The sequence below is a fragment of the Bacillota bacterium genome (genome assembly GCA_013314855.1).
Taxonomy (GTDB): Bacteria; Bacillota; Clostridia; order Acetivibrionales; family DUMC01; genus Ch48.
This window is the reverse complement of record JABUEW010000001.1, coordinates 100,455-121,829: the sequence shown is the minus strand read 5'-3', so window position 1 is coordinate 121,829 and position 21,375 is coordinate 100,455. Positions and strand designations below refer to the sequence as shown.

The 21,375-nt window shown below is 37.5% G+C and carries 18 protein-coding genes; 15 read left to right on the top strand and 3 right to left on the bottom strand.

Annotated features, from left to right (window positions below):
• Positions 1–17 precede the first annotated feature (17 nt).
• Both nuoF and HPY74_00475 read left to right on the top strand, forming a co-directional pair.
• Entirely contained in the window at positions 18–1,820 is a 1,803-nt protein-coding gene (gene nuoF / locus HPY74_00480) for an NADH-quinone oxidoreductase subunit NuoF (protein ID NSW89154.1), read from the top strand.
• A gap of 18 nt (positions 1,821–1,838) precedes the next feature.
• On the top strand, positions 1,839–3,587 hold the full coding sequence (locus tag HPY74_00475; protein ID NSW89153.1) for an iron hydrogenase small subunit: 1,749 nt from the start codon (positions 1,839–1,841) through the stop codon (positions 3,585–3,587).
• A 190-nt stretch (positions 3,588–3,777) separates the two neighbouring features.
• Here the strand turns inward: HPY74_00475 and HPY74_00470 are convergent, their stop codons facing one another.
• Positions 3,778–4,683: a quinate 5-dehydrogenase gene (locus HPY74_00470; GenBank protein ID NSW89152.1), complete on the bottom strand. Its 906-nt coding sequence runs from the start codon at positions 4,681–4,683 to the stop codon at positions 3,778–3,780.
• 286 nt (positions 4,684–4,969) lie between these two features.
• Here HPY74_00470 and HPY74_00465 point away from each other — a divergent pair, with 286 nt between their 5' ends.
• From HPY74_00465 to HPY74_00430, 8 genes are all read left to right on the top strand, one after another.
• Positions 4,970–6,256 (top strand): glycoside hydrolase family 18 protein, encoded by a 1,287-nt coding sequence (locus HPY74_00465; GenBank protein ID NSW89151.1) that lies wholly within the window; start codon positions 4,970–4,972, stop codon positions 6,254–6,256.
• Positions 6,257–6,684: 428 nt separating this feature from the next.
• On the top strand, positions 6,685–7,398 hold the full coding sequence (locus tag HPY74_00460) for a hypothetical protein (protein NSW89150.1): 714 nt from the start codon (positions 6,685–6,687) through the stop codon (positions 7,396–7,398).
• Between the two features lie 94 nt (positions 7,399–7,492).
• Positions 7,493–8,545, top strand: a complete 1,053-nt coding sequence (locus tag HPY74_00455; GenBank protein ID NSW89149.1) for an aldose 1-epimerase family protein — start codon at positions 7,493–7,495, stop codon at positions 8,543–8,545.
• Between the two features lie 87 nt (positions 8,546–8,632).
• Positions 8,633–9,814 (top strand): NAD-dependent malic enzyme, encoded by a 1,182-nt coding sequence (locus HPY74_00450; protein ID NSW89148.1) that lies wholly within the window; start codon positions 8,633–8,635, stop codon positions 9,812–9,814.
• Between the two features lie 16 nt (positions 9,815–9,830).
• A complete protein-coding gene (locus HPY74_00445) occupies positions 9,831–11,399 on the top strand; it encodes a hypothetical protein (GenBank protein ID NSW89147.1) in 1,569 nt (522 codons plus the stop codon).
• Between the two features lie 176 nt (positions 11,400–11,575).
• Entirely contained in the window at positions 11,576–12,646 is a 1,071-nt protein-coding gene (locus tag HPY74_00440; GenBank protein NSW89146.1) for a Gfo/Idh/MocA family oxidoreductase, read from the top strand.
• A gap of 413 nt (positions 12,647–13,059) precedes the next feature.
• Positions 13,060–13,959 carry a hypothetical protein gene (locus tag HPY74_00435; protein NSW89145.1) on the top strand — a complete coding sequence of 300 codons (900 nt, stop codon included), beginning with the start codon at positions 13,060–13,062 and terminating at the stop codon, positions 13,957–13,959.
• Between the two features lie 78 nt (positions 13,960–14,037).
• Positions 14,038–15,288, top strand: coding sequence for a glucuronate isomerase (locus tag HPY74_00430; GenBank protein NSW89144.1), 1,251 nt, complete (start codon positions 14,038–14,040; stop codon positions 15,286–15,288).
• Between the two features lie 184 nt (positions 15,289–15,472).
• Here the strand turns inward: HPY74_00430 and HPY74_00425 are convergent, their stop codons facing one another.
• A complete protein-coding gene (locus HPY74_00425) occupies positions 15,473–16,345 on the bottom strand; it encodes a helix-turn-helix transcriptional regulator (protein NSW89143.1) in 873 nt (290 codons plus the stop codon).
• Positions 16,335–17,216, bottom strand: a complete 882-nt coding sequence (locus tag HPY74_00420) for a helix-turn-helix transcriptional regulator (GenBank protein NSW89142.1) — start codon at positions 17,214–17,216, stop codon at positions 16,335–16,337. Before HPY74_00420 ends, HPY74_00425 begins: the two co-directional genes overlap by 11 nt.
• 200 nt (positions 17,217–17,416) lie before the next feature.
• Between HPY74_00420 and HPY74_00415 the strand changes: the two genes are divergently transcribed.
• The 5 genes from HPY74_00415 (at position 17,417) to HPY74_00395 (ending at position 21,146) form a co-directional block, all read left to right on the top strand.
• Positions 17,417–18,637, top strand: coding sequence for a Gfo/Idh/MocA family oxidoreductase (locus HPY74_00415; protein NSW89141.1), 1,221 nt, complete (start codon positions 17,417–17,419; stop codon positions 18,635–18,637).
• 207 nt (positions 18,638–18,844) lie between these two features.
• Positions 18,845–19,369 carry a hypothetical protein gene (locus HPY74_00410; protein ID NSW89140.1) on the top strand — a complete coding sequence of 175 codons (525 nt, stop codon included), beginning with the start codon at positions 18,845–18,847 and terminating at the stop codon, positions 19,367–19,369.
• A gap of 50 nt (positions 19,370–19,419) precedes the next feature.
• Positions 19,420–19,659 carry an AbrB/MazE/SpoVT family DNA-binding domain-containing protein gene (locus HPY74_00405; GenBank protein NSW89139.1) on the top strand — a complete coding sequence of 80 codons (240 nt, stop codon included), beginning with the start codon at positions 19,420–19,422 and terminating at the stop codon, positions 19,657–19,659.
• The gene (locus HPY74_00400) at positions 19,650–20,108 is read left to right on the top strand and encodes a PIN domain-containing protein (protein ID NSW89138.1); all 459 of its coding nucleotides are present in this window, start codon (positions 19,650–19,652) and stop codon (positions 20,106–20,108) included. The genes HPY74_00405 and HPY74_00400 overlap by 10 nt, the downstream gene beginning before the upstream one ends.
• An 87-nt stretch (positions 20,109–20,195) precedes the next feature.
• Positions 20,196–21,146: a glucosamine-6-phosphate isomerase gene (locus HPY74_00395; GenBank protein NSW89137.1), complete on the top strand. Its 951-nt coding sequence runs from the start codon at positions 20,196–20,198 to the stop codon at positions 21,144–21,146.
• Positions 21,147–21,375: the final 229 nt, after the last annotated feature.

The following is a 21,375-nucleotide window of genomic DNA, read 5'->3' as shown; positions in this document are numbered from 1 at the left end:
GTGAAGGAGGGTTGCAAATGCAAATATATAGGTCGCATGTACTAGTTTGTGGAGGTACTGGTTGTACGTCATCAAATTCAGGAAAAATCATAGAAGAGTTTGAGGTGCAGTTAAAAAATAACAAACTTGAGAATGAAGTTAAAGTGATAAAGACAGGATGTTTCGGTTTATGTGCCCAAGGTCCTATTGTTGTAGTTTATCCTGAAGGTTCCATGTATACAATGGTCAAACCTGAGGATGTTAAAGAAATAGTTGAAGAGCACTTGCTTAAGGGAAGAATTGTAAGGAGGCTTTTACTGAGTGATATACAGACAGAAGAGGATACTTCCGCTAAGTCTCTCGAAAAAGTAGATTTCTTCAAAAGGCAATTGAGGATAGCATTAAGAAACTGCGGAATAATTAATCCCGAGGACATTAACGAATATATAGCTTATGACGGTTATAAGGCATTGGCAAAAGTTTTGACTGAAATGGAACCTGAAGAAGTAATCGATACCATAAAGAAGTCGGGTTTAAGAGGAAGAGGCGGCGGAGGTTTCCCCACAGGACTTAAATGGGAATTTGCCGCTAAAAGTCAGGATGATATAAAATATGTATGCTGTAATGCAGACGAAGGTGATCCTGGTGCATTCATGGATAGAAGTATTCTTGAAGGAGACCCTCATTCTGTTATTGAAGCAATGATAATTGCAGGATATGCCATTGGTGCGAACCAAGGCTTTATTTATGTTAGAGCTGAGTATCCTATAGCAGTAAAGAGGCTGGACATTGCAATAAAACAGGCGAGAGAGTATGGCCTGTTGGGTGAGGACATTTTTGGTACCGGTTTTTCTTTCGATATTGAATTGAGATTAGGAGCAGGGGCTTTTGTTTGCGGTGAAGAGACAGCTCTTATGACTTCAATAGAAGGAAAAAGAGGTGAACCAAGACCAAGACCTCCTTTCCCGGCTGTAAAGGGATTATGGCAGAAACCTACACTGTTGAACAATGTTGAAACTTATGCAAACATACCTGTGATTATATTAAAAGGTCCGGAATGGTTTGCTTCTATTGGTACCGAAAAGAGCAAGGGTACGAAAGTGTTTGCAGTAGGCGGTAAAATCAATAATACTGGCCTTGTTGAAATACCTATGGGTACAACCCTAAGGGAAGTAATATATGACATTGGCGGTGGAATACCCAACGGTAAGAAATTTAAAGCAGCCCAGACAGGAGGTCCTTCCGGAGGATGTATTCCTGCAAGTCACATTGATACACCCATAGAATATGACACGCTTGTCCAGTTAGGGTCTATGATGGGTTCGGGCGGACTCATTGTAATGGATGAAGATACATGCATGGTTGACATTGCAAAGTTCTTCCTCGAATTTACGGTTGATGAATCCTGCGGAAAGTGTCCTCCATGCCGTATTGGTACAAAGAGGATGCTGGAGATTTTAGAGAGGATTACCGGGGGCAAGGGTGAAGAAGGAGATATTGAGAAACTGGAAATACTTGCAAAGAACATTAAGGCATCGGCCCTTTGCGGTCTGGGCCAGACTGCACCAAACCCTGTATTGAGTACTTTAAGGTATTTCAGGGATGAGTATGAGGCGCACGTAAGGGACAAGAAGTGTCCTGCAGGTGTATGTAAGTCAATGATGCATTATGTAATTAATGCTGAACTTTGCAAGAGCTGTGGAATTTGTGCTAGGAACTGCCCTGTTAAATGTATTAGCGGACAAAGGGGAGTACCTTATGTCATAGACCAGGATAAGTGCATTAAGTGTGGAACCTGTATGGAAAAATGTCCATTTAAGGCCATATTTAAGAATGTGTAATGGAAGGAGGCGCAAGTTATGGAAATGGTAAACATTACAATAGATGATAGGAAAATTCAGGTACCTAAAAACTTTACCGTACTTGAAGCTGCAAAACAAGCAAATATATCGATCCCTACCCTCTGCTTCTTAAAAGATATTAATGAGATAGGAGCATGCAGGATGTGCGTAGTAGAAATAAAAGGAGCCAGGAGCCTTCAGGCGGCATGCGTGTATCCTGTATCGGAGGGACTTGTAATTAGGACTCAAAGTCCTGCTATAAGAGAGGCAAGGAAAGTTACTTTAGAGCTTATTCTATCAAACCATGACAGAAGTTGTCTTACCTGTGTAAGAAGCCGTAACTGTGAACTGCAAAAACTGGCTGAAGAATTGAATGTTAAAGATATCAGGTTTAATGGAGAAACCCACAGAATGCCTTTGGACGATTTTTCTCCCTCAATCGTGAGGGATCCTAATAAATGTATATTGTGCAGACGCTGCGTAAGCATGTGCAAGAATATACAAAAAGTAGCGGCTATTGATACAGTTGAGAGAGGTTTTGACACTATAGTCTCATCTGTGTTTAATAGATCATTAAACGATGTGCCCTGTGTTACTTGCGGCCAGTGTATTAATGTATGTCCTGTTGGTGCCCTCAGGGAAAAAGATAGTACAGAACTGGTATGGGGTGCATTGGCAAACGATGATCTCCATGTAGTTGTCCAGACTGCTCCTGCTGTAAGGGTAGCCCTCGGGGAAGAGTTTGGTATGCCTATTGGCACAAGAGTAACCGGAAAGATGGTATCAGCGTTAAGGCATTTGGGCTTTGATAAGGTATTTGATACTGATACAGCAGCAGATTTGACTATTATGGAGGAAGGTACCGAACTTATAAACAGGATTAAAAATGGTGGGAAACTGCCTTTAATAACTTCATGCAGCCCTGGATGGATAAAGTTCTGTGAACATTTCTATCCGGAATTCCTTGACAACCTTTCTTCCTGCAAATCGCCGCATGAAATGTTTGGAGCGGTTTTAAAATCTTACTATGCAGAGAAGATGGGAATAGATCCGTCGAAAGTATTTGTAGTATCTATTATGCCTTGTACTGCTAAAAAGTTTGAAGCCAGGAGACCGGAACTGGCAGCTACAGGATATCCGGATGTTGATGTTGTATTAACTACAAGAGAACTCGCCAGGATGATAAGGGAAGCAGGTATAGATTTTAAAGGTTTACCTGACAGCACCTTTGATGAGCCTATGGGAGAAGCAACTGGAGCAGGTGTTATATTCGGTGCAACAGGTGGAGTCATGGAAGCAGCTTTAAGGACAGTGGCAGACATATTGACAGGAGAATCTCATGAGGATATAGAATATACTGATGTTAGAGGTGTTGAAGGTATAAAAGAAGCTCAAATTCAAATTGGCGACTTTAAATTAAAAGCGGCTGTTGCTCATGGATTGGGTAATGCCAGAAAGCTTCTTGATAGAATAAAAGCAGGAGAGGCAGATTACCATTTTGTTGAAATAATGGCTTGCCCGGGCGGTTGTGTAAATGGCGGTGGCCAGCCTATACAGCTTTCTGAAGTCAGAAGCTGGATAGATATAAGGAAAGAAAGGGCTAAAGCAATATATGAAGAAGACAAGAATATGCCCATAAGGAAGTCACATGAAAACCCACATGTGCAAAGGCTTTATAAAGAGTATTTAGGAGAACCTGGAAGCCATAAGGCCCATGAACTGCTTCACACCCATTATGCACCAAGGGAGAACTATCCTGAAGAATAATACCCTGACGAATAACAAATAGAGCCTGCCGGTTCCAATTCCAATTAAGGAACGGCAGGCTTATAATCTTTATAATAGCACCACAGACAATTATGGAAGAACCCAGGACAAGTCTATGGAAAACCCCAGCACAAGCTATCTTACAATATTCGACATTAATCGACATAATTCGGGCGGTGCCAGGTACACATCAAAATTTCACCACCCTTGGCTCGAAGCCTAGTTTTGCGCAGGTGCTTATATATTCTTCCCTTGTAATTCTTTCGGCGGGTTTCCCTAATATAGCCACGATAAGTGCTTCCATAACGTTTGTGCCGAAGGAACGCCCTTCAAATTCCGGGGTTGTAGTTACCAGGAGAGATACACCCCTTGTTCCAAGTTCTTCAACATTTTCTTTAGTGACGGTATTTGTAATAACTATTTTACCTTTCAGGTTATCAGGCATATACCTTTTGATATAATTAAAATCCCCTGCAATTATATCCGCTTCTTGATAAAACCGGGCAAATTTGATGGGGTCTTCAACCTTTTCTTCTCTTTGGCCGGTCGGGTACAACATATCGAAAGGCAATTTGGTTATGGCCGGCGCAAACATTCTTGCAAGCCTGTCCAAACTGTCGAGTGATTTTAAAACAAAGGGTATGCCAAGGACAAAAATGAGGTCGGCGCAGATAATGCTGCATCCTAATGAGACAAAAGCTTCAGAAAGAGCATACCTGTCAACTGCGCATGTAATCATGACTTTTTTCCCGGGAAAATCAACAATACCTCTTTTATTAACGGTATATGCAGCGTAAGGTTCAAGAGTATTTCTTAAGCATGAACCATCAGCCACATGGGTTTTTGTAACTACTTTTACCAGTGGTAGTGCACTTCTGATTGTATAGGTCCGGTTTCTTACAGGTAAAAATATATTAATTCCGCCTATACCTATTGCATCTACATTTCCATCAAGGCTTTTTATTGTATCAATGAACTTTTTATAGTCCCCATCCATCCCTATTCTTTCAATTAAAAACTTCTCACCGAAAAATTCAGTTTCAACTCTATGGTCTCTTGTAGAGGAACCTAAACTCACACTGACAATATGCTTCAATTATGTTCACCCCAGTATCATATTTTTATAATTTGCCGTATAATGGTATTTTACTTTTTTTATTGTATTATACAGTTTTATTAATTTTTATTATACAACAAATTCGATAAATAATTATACAAGTTTTTATAATTTATTTCAGGGTGGTTAAGTTTAAAACATTTTATTTCTTATGTAAACATTTTAGTTTGAGGAGAATATACTGTTTATGAAGATGTTTAAAAGAATAAAACTATTGAATAAAACTATTGAATAAAACTATTGGTTTATAAAGAAGGTGAATCCATTGACTATATATGTAGTGAGGCCTGGAGATACATTATGGTCGATTTCAAGAAGATTTGGAGTAAGTATGCAAAGAATAAGTGAAGTGAACAGGTTAGATCAAATACCATATCTGGTTGTAGGCCAGGCACTTGTTATTCCAACAACAGAGAGAGCATACAGGGTACAGCCCGGGGATACTCTGTGGTCTATTGCAAGGAGATTTAATGTATCGGTAAACAGCATTGTAGAGTTAAACAATATAACTAATCCGAATTTGATATACCCGGGTATGGTCCTTAGAATACCTGAATTTTCAAAATTATATGGTACAGTTGAAGTTAACGGGTATATTGAACCTACTACAAGCGATGTTGAAAGACAAATTATAAATGAAGTAGGAAGGTATCTGACCTATATAAGTCCTTTCAGCTACCAGGCAAGGGAAGACGGAACAGTAGTACAGATTAGAGATGAGACAATTCTGCAAGAGGCTAAACAGCAAAGAGTTGCACCTTTGATGGTAATTACCAATTTCAGGGGAGGCAATTTTGACAGTGATCTGGCCCATACAATACTGAGCAATGAATCAATCCAACAGACTTTAATAAATAATGTCATAACTACAATGAGAAATAAAGGCTATTATGGGCTTAATATAGACTTTGAAAGAATTCCACCAGGGGATAGGCAACTGTACAACAATTTTTTAAGGAGAGTGGTAGATGCATTGCATCCTTTGAATTATGTAGTTTCTACAGCCTTGGTGCCGAAGCCTGCAGATTATGTAACAGGTGAGTGGCATGGTGCCCATGACTATCGCGCTCATGGAGAAATTGTTGATTTTGTTATAATTATGACGTACGAATGGGGTTGGTCCGGAGGACCTCCATATGCAGTAGCTCCTATAAATCTGGTAAGGCAGGTAATTCAATATGCCGTTTCTGTTATACCAAGAAACAAAATTATGATGGGTGTTCCTCTCTATGGCTACGATTGGATTCTACCTTACATGCCCGGAGGACCATGGGCAAGAAGGGTAAGCCCTCAGGGTGCAGTTATACTCGCAGCCAGGTATGGAGTGACAATTCAATATAATACTGAGACACAATCACCTTACTTTAATTATACTGATGCCCAGGGTGTAAGGCATGTGGTATGGTTTGAAGATGCGCGCAGTGTCCAGGCGAAATACCTCCTGGTAAACGAATTTGGTTTGCGTGGGGTAAGCTATTGGGTACTGGGAGAACCCTTCCCTCAAAACTGGTATGTGCTGGACGATATGTTCAGGATAGTTAAGGTGGTGTAGTATATACCTAGGCAAGTGGAATACCTTTAAAATTAGCTGAACAAATTCTACAAACTCCATATCTTGAAAAGGGCGCATTTTCAAATTTTGAAGAAAATGCTGGAAGTAACATTGCGGAAAGTCTTATAGAGCCTGTTAATCCGACGAGGGATAAGCAAATCAACTGTTTGAGCAAAATAATTACATTGAAATATTATTAAATTCTATTCAAATTATTTTGCGAGTTTGATTTGCCCCGAAGTGAATTTACAGGCTCTTAAGACTTGGAGCATTTAGTTACTGGAAGCATTTTCTTCATAAAAATAAAATGCGCCCTTAAAATTCATTCCTGATTGAATATTCTTTAAATTTGTATTAGTATATTTATATGTATATATGTACTTCTTTGATTAAGGAGTAATGCAAATAAATACTTGGAGGTAGATGCAATGTTCAAGGGCAGGAAGCCTAGAAACTTAAGAAATATTAAGCACTATATATTAAACTCATTAAAGTTTTATGAATTGAAGAATGAAAATTTGACCCCGGTAATATTTGTTGTAATTCTATTTACAGGTTTTTCAGGAACAATAGTATCCGACATGCTGGCAGAATCCGTATACTTAAATGTCCTTTACAACGCCATCAGCTTTATTGTCCTCAACCTTGCATCTACAGTATACCTTGAAGCTTATTTAAAAGAATTAAAAGGAGAAGTATGTCCTTTTAAGAGTTGCATAAACCATGTACTCGGCAAATTTTATAAAATAATTATAGCATACGTTGCTTTTGTTGCTATAATTATTACCGGATTATTCCTGCTTATTATACCCGGCATAGTATTCTATTTTATGTTTATGTTTAATATTTGTTATATACTGGATAAAAACATTGGAGTTATAGAAGCTTTTAATACAAGCAGGAATTTAAGTTATGGCAGGAAGATGGAAATATTTGCTATATATGTCGTGTTTAACCTAACTCTTTTCTTTCCATTGCTTTTAATATTTATTATTGCAACATACACTACTAATAATCTTATGTTCAGTTTCATAATTTCCTTTATAACATCGGTACTTACAATTATGCAGCAAAGGTTAGTAGCCATGTTGTATACAGACCTTGAGTACGGCATTTCCAACGTTAGGCGTAATGATGAATAGAATAAGTAATTATAACATTGAATTATGTTATAATACCGAATTATCTATAACATTGAATTATGTGACAAATAAAATTTACTAGGAGGTGGTTTTATTGTATAAAAATAATTTAGACCGAAGGGAGATTTTAAAATACATAGGAGATACTTCGCAACTGTTTGGAGTGAAGAACTACCGTTTTACTGGCGGTAAAGCCGACGGGGTGACAGCTGTTGATGTTAAAAACGGCACAGGCCTGGAGTTCACGGTATTACCTGACAGGGGGCTTGATATTTCCTACCTTACGTATAAAGGGGTTAATTTAAGTTATATCTCTAAAACAGGCATAGTTGCTCCACAATACTATAATGAGGAAAAACTTGAGTTTTTACGGAGCTTTTTTGGCGGCCTCTTAACTACATGCGGCTTGAGGTATGCGGGTGCACCCTGTAAAGATGCAGGCGAAGAGCTGGGATTGCACGGCAGGATATCAAATACACCTGCAGAGGAGGTATATTCAGGTACTGAATGGATTGAAGGTACTGTAGTAATGAAAGTCGGGGGCAAAGTAAGGGAAGCGAGGGTTTTCGCGGAGAATATAGTACTGCATAGGGAAATAAGTACATATTATGGAGAGAATAAAATATACGTAAATGATACCGTGGAAAATTACGGATTTAGAGAAGAACCTTTGATGCTTATTTACCATTTTAACCTTGGTTATCCTCTGCTTTCCAGTAAATCTTATCTGCTTGCGCCTTCAATTAATGTAGTCCCGAGAGATGAGGAGGCGGCTAAAGGTATTGACAGCTATAACAAGTTTCAGCTGCCTACCCCGGGGTATAATGAACAGGTTTTTTACCATGACTTAAAGGCTGATGAAAAAGGTAGGACTTTTGCCGCGTTAATTAATCCAATACAGCAACTTGGCGTGGCAATATGGTTTAATAAAAACCAGTTGTATAATATGACTCAATGGAAGCAAATGGGAGAAGGTGAATATGTGCTTGGTATAGAGCCATGCAACTGCCATGTAGAAGGCAGGGCAAAGGCCAGGAAAGATGGAGTGCTGCAATTTATTAAACCGGGAGAAATACGGCATTTCGATCTGGAAATAGAAATAGTGGAAGGTATGGAAAGAATACAGGAACTGGAGGAATTATTATAAAATATGATATATGATAAGATTAATGTAGGAAAAACAGCAAGGAAATTGTCCATATTAAGGAATAAACAAAGGAAAGGGAGATAACACATGTCAATACAACAGGAATCATTGAGGCTGCACGGAGAATGGAAAGGGAAAATTGAAGTAATAAGTACTGTTAAAGTATCTAATAAAAAGGACCTATCCCTGGCATATACACCGGGAGTTGCGGAGCCGTGCCTTGCAATAAAGAATGACATCAACCTGTCCTATGAATATACGAGAAGATGGAACCTTGTAGCAGTTGTTACCGATGGTACTGCTGTCCTGGGATTAGGAGACATCGGGCCGGAAGCAGGAATGCCTGTTATGGAAGGCAAATGTGTACTTTTTAAGACCTTCGCCAACGTTGATGCATTTCCACTGTGTATAAAATCAAAGGATGTAGACGAGATTGTAAATACAGTTAAATTAATATCGGGAAGTTTTGGGGGAATAAACCTGGAAGATATATCCGCTCCCAGGTGCTTTGAAATTGAAAAAAAACTTAAAAAAGAATGTGATATACCCATATTTCATGATGACCAACACGGTACGGCGGTAGTAACCCTTGCAGCTATGATAAATGCACTGAAAATAGTAAACAAGGATATTAGTGATATTTCTGTTGTTGTTAACGGTTCAGGTGCTGCAGGTATTGCAGTAACAAAACTTCTGATGAACTTAGGACTGAAGGATGTTGTCCTTTGTGATACAAAAGGCGCGATATATGAAGGCAGGGATAACCTTAATTCTGAAAAGGCTGAAATGGCAAAGGTAACCAACCCCTATAAAAAGAAGGGAATGCTGAAGGATGTAATCAAAGGCGCTGATGTGTTTATAGGGGTATCTGCTCCGGGCGTAGTTACAAGAGACATGGTGAAAAGCATGGCAAAAGACCCGATAATATTTGCTATGGCAAATCCGGTGCCCGAAATAATGCCTGAAGAAGCGAAAGAAGCAGGAGTTAGGGTAATAGGGACAGGCCGGTCGGATTTTCCCAATCAGATTAACAATGTACTTGCATTCCCCGGAATATTCAGGGGAGCTCTGGATGTCAGGGCAAGAGACATAAATGATGAGATGAAAATTGCCGCAGCGAAAGCTATTGCATCTCTAGTAAGCGATGAAGAATTAAGTGAGGAATATATTATACCTGTCCCATTTGATCCAAGGGTAGGAAAAACTGTTGCAGCTGCAGTTGCAGAAACTGCGAGAAAATCAGGTGTGGCAAGATTAGAACAAGATTAGAATTGGAGGATTTAAAATGAATTGGGAAAAATTTTGTAATTTTTTGGATGGTGAGGTTTTAGATTTAGAAAAACCAGGTTCGGAAGAAAAGCATAAAGAAATAATAACTAAACTAAAAAAAGAAGCAGAGGAAAAATTCCAGGAGTATGGAGTATACCCGGAATCAATAAATACTTATGCCGGCGGGTGGCTGTTTATAGCACGGGACAATATTAAGAAATCACTAATATTATATGGTAAAAACAGTTTCTATGATGACTTTGAAGGGATTGAAACAGCAGTTAATGGTAAACCTATTAAAATATGTGACATGAATAATAAGAACTGCGATGTTATTATGAGGATGTTCCCATATACCAGGCCCACAAATCATAAAGGCAAAAAAACTACTATTGGTCTTGGAGATAGACTAGGCCTTGCATCCCCAGGACACATACGCCTTATAAAAAATATGCCCGTGTTTCCTGTACTGGCCCAGCAGTCCATCCGTGAACTTAACCTAACAGGGCGGACATATAAGGATGTGTTATGTGCAGCATCCTGGGCTGTTTTCCAGGAGGGATATACGTCAGGTTTCGGGGCAGACGGAGACCACCTGAAAACTCCTGAAGAAGTTGAAATGGCCCTTGATAACGGGTTCACAATGATAACCCTGGACTGTTCTGAGCATATAGATAATAAAGCTGCTGCTTATTCGCCGATTGAAGTTGATAATAAATATATGGAAATTGAAGAAAGGGAAAGGCAACGGCTTGAATCAAAATACACGGGAAAGTCTTTCAGACTAAAGGACGGCACTACAGTGACTTTTAACCGGGAGGATTTCAAGAAAATTGTATTGGTATATTTAAAGGCAGTAAAATATACAATAGATATATATAACCGGATTATAAAAAATTGCGGTAGAAATATTGATTTTGAAATGTCTGTTGACGAAACCCTGACTTCTACTACACCGGAATCCCATTATTTTGTCGCTTCCGAATTAATTGCCGGAGGCGTGGAAATAACAAGCCTTGCCCCAAGGTTTTGCGGAGAGTTTCAAAAAGGGATTGATTACATAGGAGACATTGAGCAATTTAAAAAAGAGTTTACTATGCATGTAAAAATAGCGCAGACTTTTGGATATAAAATAAGCGTCCATTCAGGAAGTGATAAATTTGCAGTATTCCCAATCATCGGCAAAACTACCGGGGCTGAATATCACTTGAAGACAGCAGGTACAAACTGGCTTGAAGCTGTAAGGGTGATTGCAGCAAAAAATCCCTCCCTGTACAGGAGAATGCACAAGTTTGCTCTGGAAAATCTTTGTGAGGCTAAAAAATATTATCATATAAGCGGTGACCCGTCAAAAATACCTGATATTGACACACTTAAAGATGAAGAGCTTCCGGACCTCATGGACAAGGATGATTCAAGGCAGGTTATGCATATTACTTACGGGCTGATACTAAAGGCAAAAAAACCTAACGGGAAATTTGCTTTTAAGGATGATATATACAGCACACTGCATGAATATGAAGAAGACTATTATTCCAGCCTTAAGAGACATATTGGAAAGCATTTGGATAGACTTGGATTATAAGGAAACCAAATCCGGATTATAAGAAAGTCCAAGTATTTTATTAATTTGTCAATGAATTTATTAGTGTCATTTACTACAATAATAAAAAGAAAGGGTTGCAAGATAGAGCTTAAAACTATTCCTAAAATAATTATAATTATTAACAATTGTAATTAGAATTAGAAAGGCGGGTATCTATGAAAACTATAAGAGTAGCAATATTAGGGCAGGGAAGAAGCGGTCGAGATATCCATGGCGCATACTTAAAACAGGTTCCTGAACAGTATAAGATTGTTGCGGTTACCGATCCTATTGAACAGAGAAGAAAACGGGCAGAAGAAGAATATGGCTGTGAGTCGTACGTAGACTATAAAGAAATATTAAAGCGTGATGACATTGACTTGATTGTTAATGCTACACCAAGCCACCTTCATGTTCCCATTACTCTTGACATATTAAATGCAGGTTTTAATGTACTATGTGAAAAACCCCTTGCCAGGAAAGTTGAAGAAGTAGATATGTTGATAGATGCGGCAGAAAAATCCGGGAAAGTGTTTGCCATCTACCAGCAATCCCGCTTTGCGCCATACTTCAGACAGGTAAGGAAAGTTATAGATTCAGGGGTACTTGGACGAATTGTTCAAATAAGCATTGCATTTAACGGTTTTGCGCGGAGATGGGACTGGCAATGCATGCAGAAAAATTATGGAGGGAACCTTTTAAATACCGGCCCCCACCCCCTTGACCAAGCACTTCAGTTGTTTGGTACGGATATAATGCCTGAAGTCTATTGTATAATGGACAGATGTAATACATTCGGTGATGCGGAAGATTACGTAAAACTAATTTTAAAGGGTAAAGGTCGTCCAGTAATTGATTTGGAGATATCTTCTTGTTGTGCGTACCCTTGTTTTACTTATAATGTACAGGGTACACGGGGAGGACTGAAGGGAACCATGACCCATATTGATTGGAAATACTTTAAAGAGGAAGAGGCGCCAAAACAGCAACTGATAACCGAACCCCTGGAGAAACCCGACGGTACGCCGGCATATTGCGGAGAAACCCTGAAATGGTACGAAGAAAGCTGGAATGTACCGGAAGAAGAGAAAGACCTTTTTAACACGATGGCAAAAGCTTTCTATAATATGCTGTATAAAACACTTACTGAAGGAGCACCTCTGGAAATAACACCTCAGGAGGTAAGACAACAAATTGCAGTAATAGAGGAGTGCCACAGGCAAAATCCCCTTTCAAGGGAGTATTAAAATATAATACTGTTATGTAAGACGGTGACGCTTTGCTTGCTATAACATTTTATACCACACCAATTATGAAGTTAATATAAAAACGGCGATAATTAAAAGAGACTATCCTGGATAAAATAAAAGGTAGTCTCTTTTTATTTAGCTTCGATTTGTAATGTGCAGCAACATGTGCAATTTCATAAGCAGACCGTTCGCTTAACGGCAGCAACGTCTCGATTCTTTATGCTTATTTCAATTTGTACATGCTGCTGCACTCTCATATTGCAAATTGAAGTTGATTTATTGATTTATTTAATAAATTGTAATAACAATAATTATATGGTATTATAGTTTATAAATTGTAGAAAAAATGAATTGTAGAAAAATAAAAAGAATCAATAATAAAGCGAATAATGATAAAGGAGAGGAAATGCTTGGTGGAAATATTCAATACGCATAATAAATGGTATAAAGGGAACCTTCATACACATACAAAGTTATCAGATGGCCTGGCTGATCCCGATGAATGCATAGAAATGTATAAAAATGCCGGATACAGTTTTTTGGCCATAACCGATCATAGGAAATTGTATAAAGGAAAAACTGAAAAAGATTTTTTATTAATAAGCGGAGTAGAGTTTGATATAAACGATTATGATTCAAGAAGGGCCTGGCATATTGTTGGGATTGATTTAGATGATAAAACTTCAATAGAAAGCATATTGGAACCAGGCGGTACGGAATTAACTCCCCAATATATTGTAGATAGTATTATCCGGAATAATGGCCTGGCAATTCTTGCCCATCCTTTTTGGTCTCTTCTTACGTACAAAGACATAATGGAATTGGACGGATGTTTAGGTATTGAAATATGGAACACAGTATCCGATTTTATGTCAAATAGGGGGGATTCAACATGCTATATAGATGTATGTGCATCAAAGGGAATATATCCCCACATATTTGCAGCAGATGATACTCATTTTTACAGCAGGGATTTATTCGGTGGCTACATAATGGTGAATAGTGAAAGCCTGGAAAAGAATTACATAATTAAAAACATAAAAAGAGGAAATTTTTACAGTTCCCAGGGGCCTGAAATAAAGCAAATTTACGTATCTAAAGATAGAATACACGTTGAAACTTCTCCGGTCGAGTTTATTGCTTTTATGACAGATACTTTTTACTGCAGGGATAGGATATACCGCCAAGAAAATGGATTAATTACGGAGGGAACCTATATTATAAAAGACACCGATCGAATTGTGCGGGTTGAATGCAAGGATGCTCAGGAAAGGAGGGCTTGGAGTCAGATCATTCCAATTGGCCTGTAAATTACAACTATTTAGTTAAAGAGTTAAAAAGTAAAAAATAAAAAATAAAAAATGCAAAGACAGGGAGGTTTGAAAACTATGAAAATAAAAAATACATATGACTTAAGAAAAACTATTGACAGAGCAGTTGACAATGTCAAAGTAACTGACGTACATACCCATTTGTTTTCACAGGACTTTGGGGATTTGCTTCTTTGGGGTGTAGATGAACTAATTAATTACCATTACCTAATAGCAGAGACAATGCGCCTGGTTGACATTTCATACGACGAATTCTGGAGAATGTCAAAAACCCAACAGGCTGATTTAATATGGGATACGCTTTTTATTAAAAACTCGCCATATAGTGAAGCCTGCAGAGGTGTCCTGACTGTATTGGACAAGCTTGGGCTTGATGTAGCTGGCCGTGACCTTCAAAGCTATAGGGAGTATTTTAGAGATATGCGGCTTGAGGACTATATTGGTAAGGTTTTCGAAATATCCGGTGTAAATGAAGTTATTATGACAAATGACCCGTTTGTTGATAAAGAAAGGGAAGTGTGGCTTAAGAGTTATAAAGGTGACACAAGATTTAAGGCAGCTTTGAGGATAGACCCCCTATTGAATAAATGGGAATATAGTTGTACCAGAATGAGAGAATGGGGTTATAATGTTTCCCAAGAGCTAGATGAAGTTACTTTAAAAGAAATAAGGCGTTTCCTTGAAGAGTGGATAGACAAAATGGGTGCTGTGTATATGGCGGCTTCTCTACCTCCTGAATTTAAAGTGCCGGAGGATTCGCCAAGGGCAAAAATAGTTGAAGAATGCATAATACCTGTTTCCCGTGAGAAGAATGTACCTTTTGCTATGATGATAGGGGTTAAAAAGCTTGTTAACCCTGGTTTGCGTGAAGGAGGGGACAGTGTTGGAAAGAGTGATATATCTACAATAGAGTATCTCTGCTCTAAGTACCCTCATAACAAGTTTATGGTTACCATGCTTGCCCGGGAAAATCAGCATGAATTATGTGTTGCTGCGAGAAAATTCAGAAATCTGCTAATATTTGGATGCTGGTGGTTCTTAAACAACCCAAGCCTTATTGAAGAGATTACCAGAATGCGTTTTGAACTTCTTGGTACGGGAACTATACCCCAGCATTCCGATGCAAGAGTATTGGACCAGTTAATATATAAGTGGGCACATTCAAGGAAAATAATAGCAGATGTGTTATTTGATAAATACAGTGACATCCTTGCAACGGGATGGGTTATTGAAGAAAAGGAAATAACAAGGGATGTGGAGAACCTGTTTGGAGGCAATTTCCGGAGGTTCCTTGAGCGAAAATTTTAACCTGAAGATTAAAACTTTAACCTAAGCATCAAGAAGTTAACCTAAACATCAATAACCTAAGCATCAAGAAGACTTCCGCTTCTGTGGGGGATTTTAACCCCCCCCCCCACTTAAATCTCTTATCCTTAACCGAAGCGAGTTTGCTTTTTTAACAATATTCTTAACAATATTCTTAACGTTATTTTTAACGGTATTTCCTGTAGAGATGGGGAGTAACTTTTGCAATCTTTTTAAAAACACGATAAAAATGCTGAATATTATTAAAACCACAATCATGGGCTATATCGATTATTTCCATGTCAGTGAATTTCAGCATTTTTTGTGCTTCAATTATTCTCCTGTACTGAATATACTCCACAACTGAAAATCCGGTAATTTCTTTAAATATATGACTTATATAATACCTGCTTAGATAAAACTTTTTTTCTAATAATTCCAGGGTAATTTGCTCTATAAAATTTGAGTCGATAAAATGAATAATTTCCCTTACCTGGGAATCTTTCTTTTCCAGCCCCGGTATCCATTTATTGCTTTTCAATATTTCATTGAAACGGATAAGTAAAATAGCCAGGTATGATTTAATTAGAGCTCTGTTGTTTGCATCTTGCATTTGTGAAGAATTTGGTCTACTATTAAGACGGTTCAATGTTTTAAACAGTTCTTCCAATTCATTTTTCTGATTTAAGGTCATAACAGGTTTTTTATATTGTTTTTTTTCAATTTCACTCAACAGCTCTTCCATATTTAAAACCTTCAAAAGATTTAGAATAAATTGCTTTTGAAAATTAATTACATACCTTGCATAGTGGGAACCAAGATTGTATACAACCCGGTGGACATCATATTCACTTATAAATAATGCATCGCCGTCATTTATTTCATATTTTATATTTTTCACAAATATTTGAATATTTGCTTTTACAAAAAAATCAATTTCATAGCCATCATGATAATGTTCTAGTGATAACGGACTTGTAACTTTACTATCATGGTAACTAATAGTAAAATCATTAATTTTTGTAATATCTAAATACTTATTCTCGTTTCTACTTGGCACGATATTCACCACTATTCCTGAAAGCTTTAGGGGTTAAATCATACTTTTTTTTGAATAGACTTATAAAACGACTAACGCTGTTAAAACCCACCATATCGGAAATATCTGTTATGCTGTAGTCGGTATACTTGAGCAACTTTTTTGCTTCAGCCAATCTTTTCCTGTTTATAAACTCTATAATGCTCATTCCTGTAATATCTTTAAAAATATGGCATAGGTAATACTTGTTTATGTAAAATAAATTACACAGTTCATCCAAAGAAATGTGATTACTATAATTTGAGTTAATGTAATCCACTATGTCTGATATTCTTTTTTCGTGAGGACTTGCAATATTATTATCTTCAAAAACCTCGCCGTTTTCTGACAGCTCAACAATTTCCAATAACAGGTCAACCAGCAATAGCTTAGACTGGAGATTACCTATGGAAGAGTTCAAGTTATTATGGTACTCAGGTAATATTCTATTCATAAATGTATTTAAAATATGCTTTTTAAAACTATCATAAAAAGATATTTTTTTCCTCTTAAATAAATCTATCACTTTTTGTTTTATGTTCTCATCATCAATAATATTAAGCACATCCTCAGTAACGTAGACCAACATTCTTTCTCTAGTACCTTTGTCTTTGTATGATGTCCTGTGGTAAGTAAACTTGTCTATTAAAACCAGGTCATATTTTTTTACATAATATGTTTTGTTTCCAATAAAATAGCGCATTCCATCACCGAGATAAAAATATAGTTCATAGAAGTCATGGTAGTGGTCAATTTTCATACTGGTTTTTGAAAGTGACTTTACATGTTCTACATAAAAACTGTTGCCGAAAATATTCGGAGAATAAATGGCCTGCATTTTATTTTCTCTCATGATAATTCTCCCCCCTCCCCGGATTACTTCCTATATAGAAAGCAATATTGATATATTATTTTAATTATATAGAACAAGATTTATAAAGTAAAGGGAAAAAGATTATGTTATAATAAAACAGATATTAAAGACAAATAGTAAGGTACATTGAACAGGTTAATAAAACATACTATCCTAAATTAAAAGGAGATGTTGAAACAATGAAAAAATATGTATTGGTGGGCGCAAGCGGAAGAGCTTTAGGTATGTTTGCCAAACCTCTTGTAAATGACTTTAAGGATGTTGCTAAAATTGTAGGAATATTTGATATCAACAGGACAAGGGCTGAATACATTCAAAAGAATACGGACACCAATATTCCTGTTTATACCGATTATGACCAAATGATGAAAGAAGCTAAGCCTGATGTTGCAATAATTACTACTGTAGACAGGTTCCACCATGAATATATTATAAAAAGCATGGAATATGGGTGTGACGCAATAACTGAAAAGCCAATGACCATTGATGATGAAAAATGTAATGCAATACTTGAGGCGGAAAAGAGGACGGGAAAAAAGGTTATAGTAACATTTAATTACAGGTTTGCACCTTATGTTACAAGAGTGAAAGAGTTGATAAAGGAAGGTGCAGTTGGAAAGATATTGAGTGTGGATTTCGAATATCTCCTTGATACAAAACATGGTGCCGACTATTTCAGAAGATGGCACAGACGGATGGAAAACTCGGGAGGACTCCTGGTACATAAAGCCACTCACCATTTTGACCTGGTAAATTGGTGGATTGAAGAAGAACCGGAGGAGATATATGCTAATGGGAATTTAAGGTTTTATGGACCTACCAGGGAAAACAGGGGAGAAAGGTGCAGCACATGCCAATACGCAAAGACATGTGAGTTTGCTGTTAAATACCATGAAGACCCCCATATGAAGGAGTTTTATTTCAAAGCTGAAAAAGAAGACGGATATTTCCGTGACAGGTGTGTATTTGATGAGGAAATAGATATTTACGACTCAATGTCGGTTACTGTAAAATATAATAAAGGCACTATTCTTACGTATTCCTTAATAGCATATAGTCCCTATGAAGGATGGAAGATTAGTATTAACGGTACTAATGGCAGATTGGAAGCTGCGGAATACCACAGTGGCCATAAAGCTCGTGAGTCCATTTACCAGATTCAGTTATTCAACAGAAAAGGCGAAGTAGTTACCTATGATGTGCCAAAAGCATCAGGAGGGCATGGCGGAGGAGACGAGAGATTGCGTGAAATGATATTTAGGGGTAACCTTCCCGATCCGTTGAATCACTGCGCAGGTTCCTATGACGGTGTAAAATCCATTATGATAGGTATATGTGCCAATAAGAGTATAAAGGAAAAGAAAATGTTCCGTATTAAGGACCTTATTAAGATGGTATAAAGCTATGGGTATAAAGGTTTGAATGAAGAATTAGACAAAAGTGAAGGAAATCATGGTGCATTTTCTTCACTTTTTTTATAATCAGCATAAAGAAAAGGCTTTATCCTGGGAATGTCGGACAATGTACCTCCAAATGCCGATTTTTCAAAAGTTGAAGCTATTGCAGAACTCATATCATGAGAGGAGGTACTTGAACTTTATAACGCATTGGTTGAAGTAGCCAGAAAAATATATCCGGTTGTAGCAAATGGACCCTTAGAGTTTTGCAATTATGGCGGGAATGTAATACCCCAGTTAATAGGAGTTGAAAACTTTGAAAAGTATTATATCCCTCATTATAATGAAGCCGCTGAGATAATGCATAAAAAGGGAAAACTTATAGGCTGTCATTTTGATGCTGACAACACAATAATAATGGAGGCTATTGCAAAAACGGATCTGGATTATATTGAAGCTTATGACCCCGGTATGAGTCCTCCTGTCAAAGAAGCCCGCAGTATATTTGGTAGGAAAGTCTTATGGATAAACTGGCCAAGTGCATGGCATTTGAATTCTCTTGAAGAGATTAAGCGTAAAACTATAGAATTGATTGAACAAGCGGACCCAGGCAATGGGTTTATTATAGGTATTACCGAGGATGTGCCTCAAGACCGCTGGAAGGACAACTTTACGGCCATAATGGATGGAGTGGATGAGTATGAACTAAGAAAAGTAACTATTGATAAATATTAATAAAAGTTTATAATAAAAATGTAAGGAATATTTAGAGGAGGTAAGGATAAATGCATAGTGTAAGGGTATCTAGTAAAAACCAGGTCACTTTACCGGTAGAAATTTGTCGTGAGCTTAAGGTAAGAAAGGGAAGCCGGTTATTTATGGAGATAAAAGATGGCAAGATCATTATTACTCCCGAGCCGGATAACTATGTTGAGCATTATTACAGCGTGGCTAAAGGGACCTACGGCAATACTGTTGAAGAAATCGATGCTTATGTTAAGGAAGAGAGGGAAACATGGGATTGAAATCTCTTACTGGTGAACTAAGAAAAAGGGAAAAAATAATGATAGACACAAATGTAGTTATATATTTTTTAGAAGGGAATGAAGTATTTGGCGACCTTTCAAAAGAAGTATTCTCAATTGTTGAAAAAGGAGAAGTAGAGGGAGCTATATCGGTTGTTACAGTAGCAGAGATTTTAGTTAAACCAATGAAACTGCGTAACAACCTACTAATTGATAAGATAACAAGCTTTTTGAATACCTTTCCCAATTTGGATTTGATTGATATTGATAAATCGATAGCCATAGAAGCTGCTAATATAAGGAGTAAAACAGGATTGAAAATGCCTGATGCTTTGATAATATCTTCAGCTAAAATTTTGAACTGTGCTATTGTTGGGACCGATAATCAATGGGATAAAAAGGACTTGGGACTGGAGTTTTACAACATTAAAGAATATCTTGTAGTTTGAAATGAATATTTTTACAAGTTGAAATAATCCCCATTTAACCTTATAATAGACTTAAACAGATAAATAATGTTTAAGGGAGGTTGTATCATGAATTTTTTGGATACAGTTAAGGGTTCACTGTTGGAGGGGTTTTTCCCTGCCGGGTGGGATATGAAAAAAATTGATGAATGTTGTTCTAACCCACCCGAAGAAATAATAAAAAGGCAGGCTTTTTGGAACGAGGATTTCACACCGATCCCCTGTGACAACATTTATGATTTTGATATGATGATGGGACATGAGATTGCTATGGAGATAAGGAGGGCAAAAGAAGAGGGGAGAAAACTTGCTTTAATCCTTCCTGTAGGTCCTATGGGGATGTACCGCTGGACGGTTTATTTTTTGAAGGAGTGGAACATAGATTGCTCCCATGTATACGGTTTTAACATGGACGAATGGAGTGATTCGGAAGGTAATACCCTGGAGCCTACAAATCCAGGAGCATTCCAGAATGCAATGGAAGGGGCATTGTATGGTCCTTTGGGGGATTTAACTGTACCTATATCTCAAAGGAATTTTGCTACTAAGGACAATTTACCTACATACCCCGAAAAAATTGCAAAATTAAGAGCAGAAGGTGCAAAACTTGTAACTGTATTTGGAATAGGTCGTGTATTCCATATAGCATTTTGGGAACCTCATTTTGCAGCAGAGTTTTGTTGTGAAGATGAATGGAAAAAACAAACCTACAGGATTGCCGCAAAACTTCATCCGCTTACAATAGAGCAAAATGCTATAACCAGTTTCAAGAGCAGGACAACATTGGTACCGTGTCGTGCAAATACTATCGGACCAGGCTTATTCCTGCAATCGGATAAGATTATCGGCGGTTGCGACGGTACATTGGGAAGAGGCATGATGTGGCAGGGAGTTTCTCTTTGGGTAACTCTAAGATACGGCCCGGATATTTGGGTTCCATCAAGCTTTATGCCTACGTTGCCCGGTAAGCTGTTCTTCCTGAAAGAATTGGCAGGTCCATTGGAGCCGGAGTGTAATTAAATAGAAAGTTAATGGATAACGTTGCCCACGCGTGATTTTAAAGTTTCAAGTTTACTAAGGCAGTCATTTAAAAATGCCTGCCTTATTTTTATTTTTAACTCTATTTTAACTACATGTAGAATAACCTGTAGAATTACCTGAATTATATAAAATTCTTACAGCAAGAAATGTTAATATTTTTAAATATGACAATATAAGTTAAGACATTTATATTTAAGATATTATAACC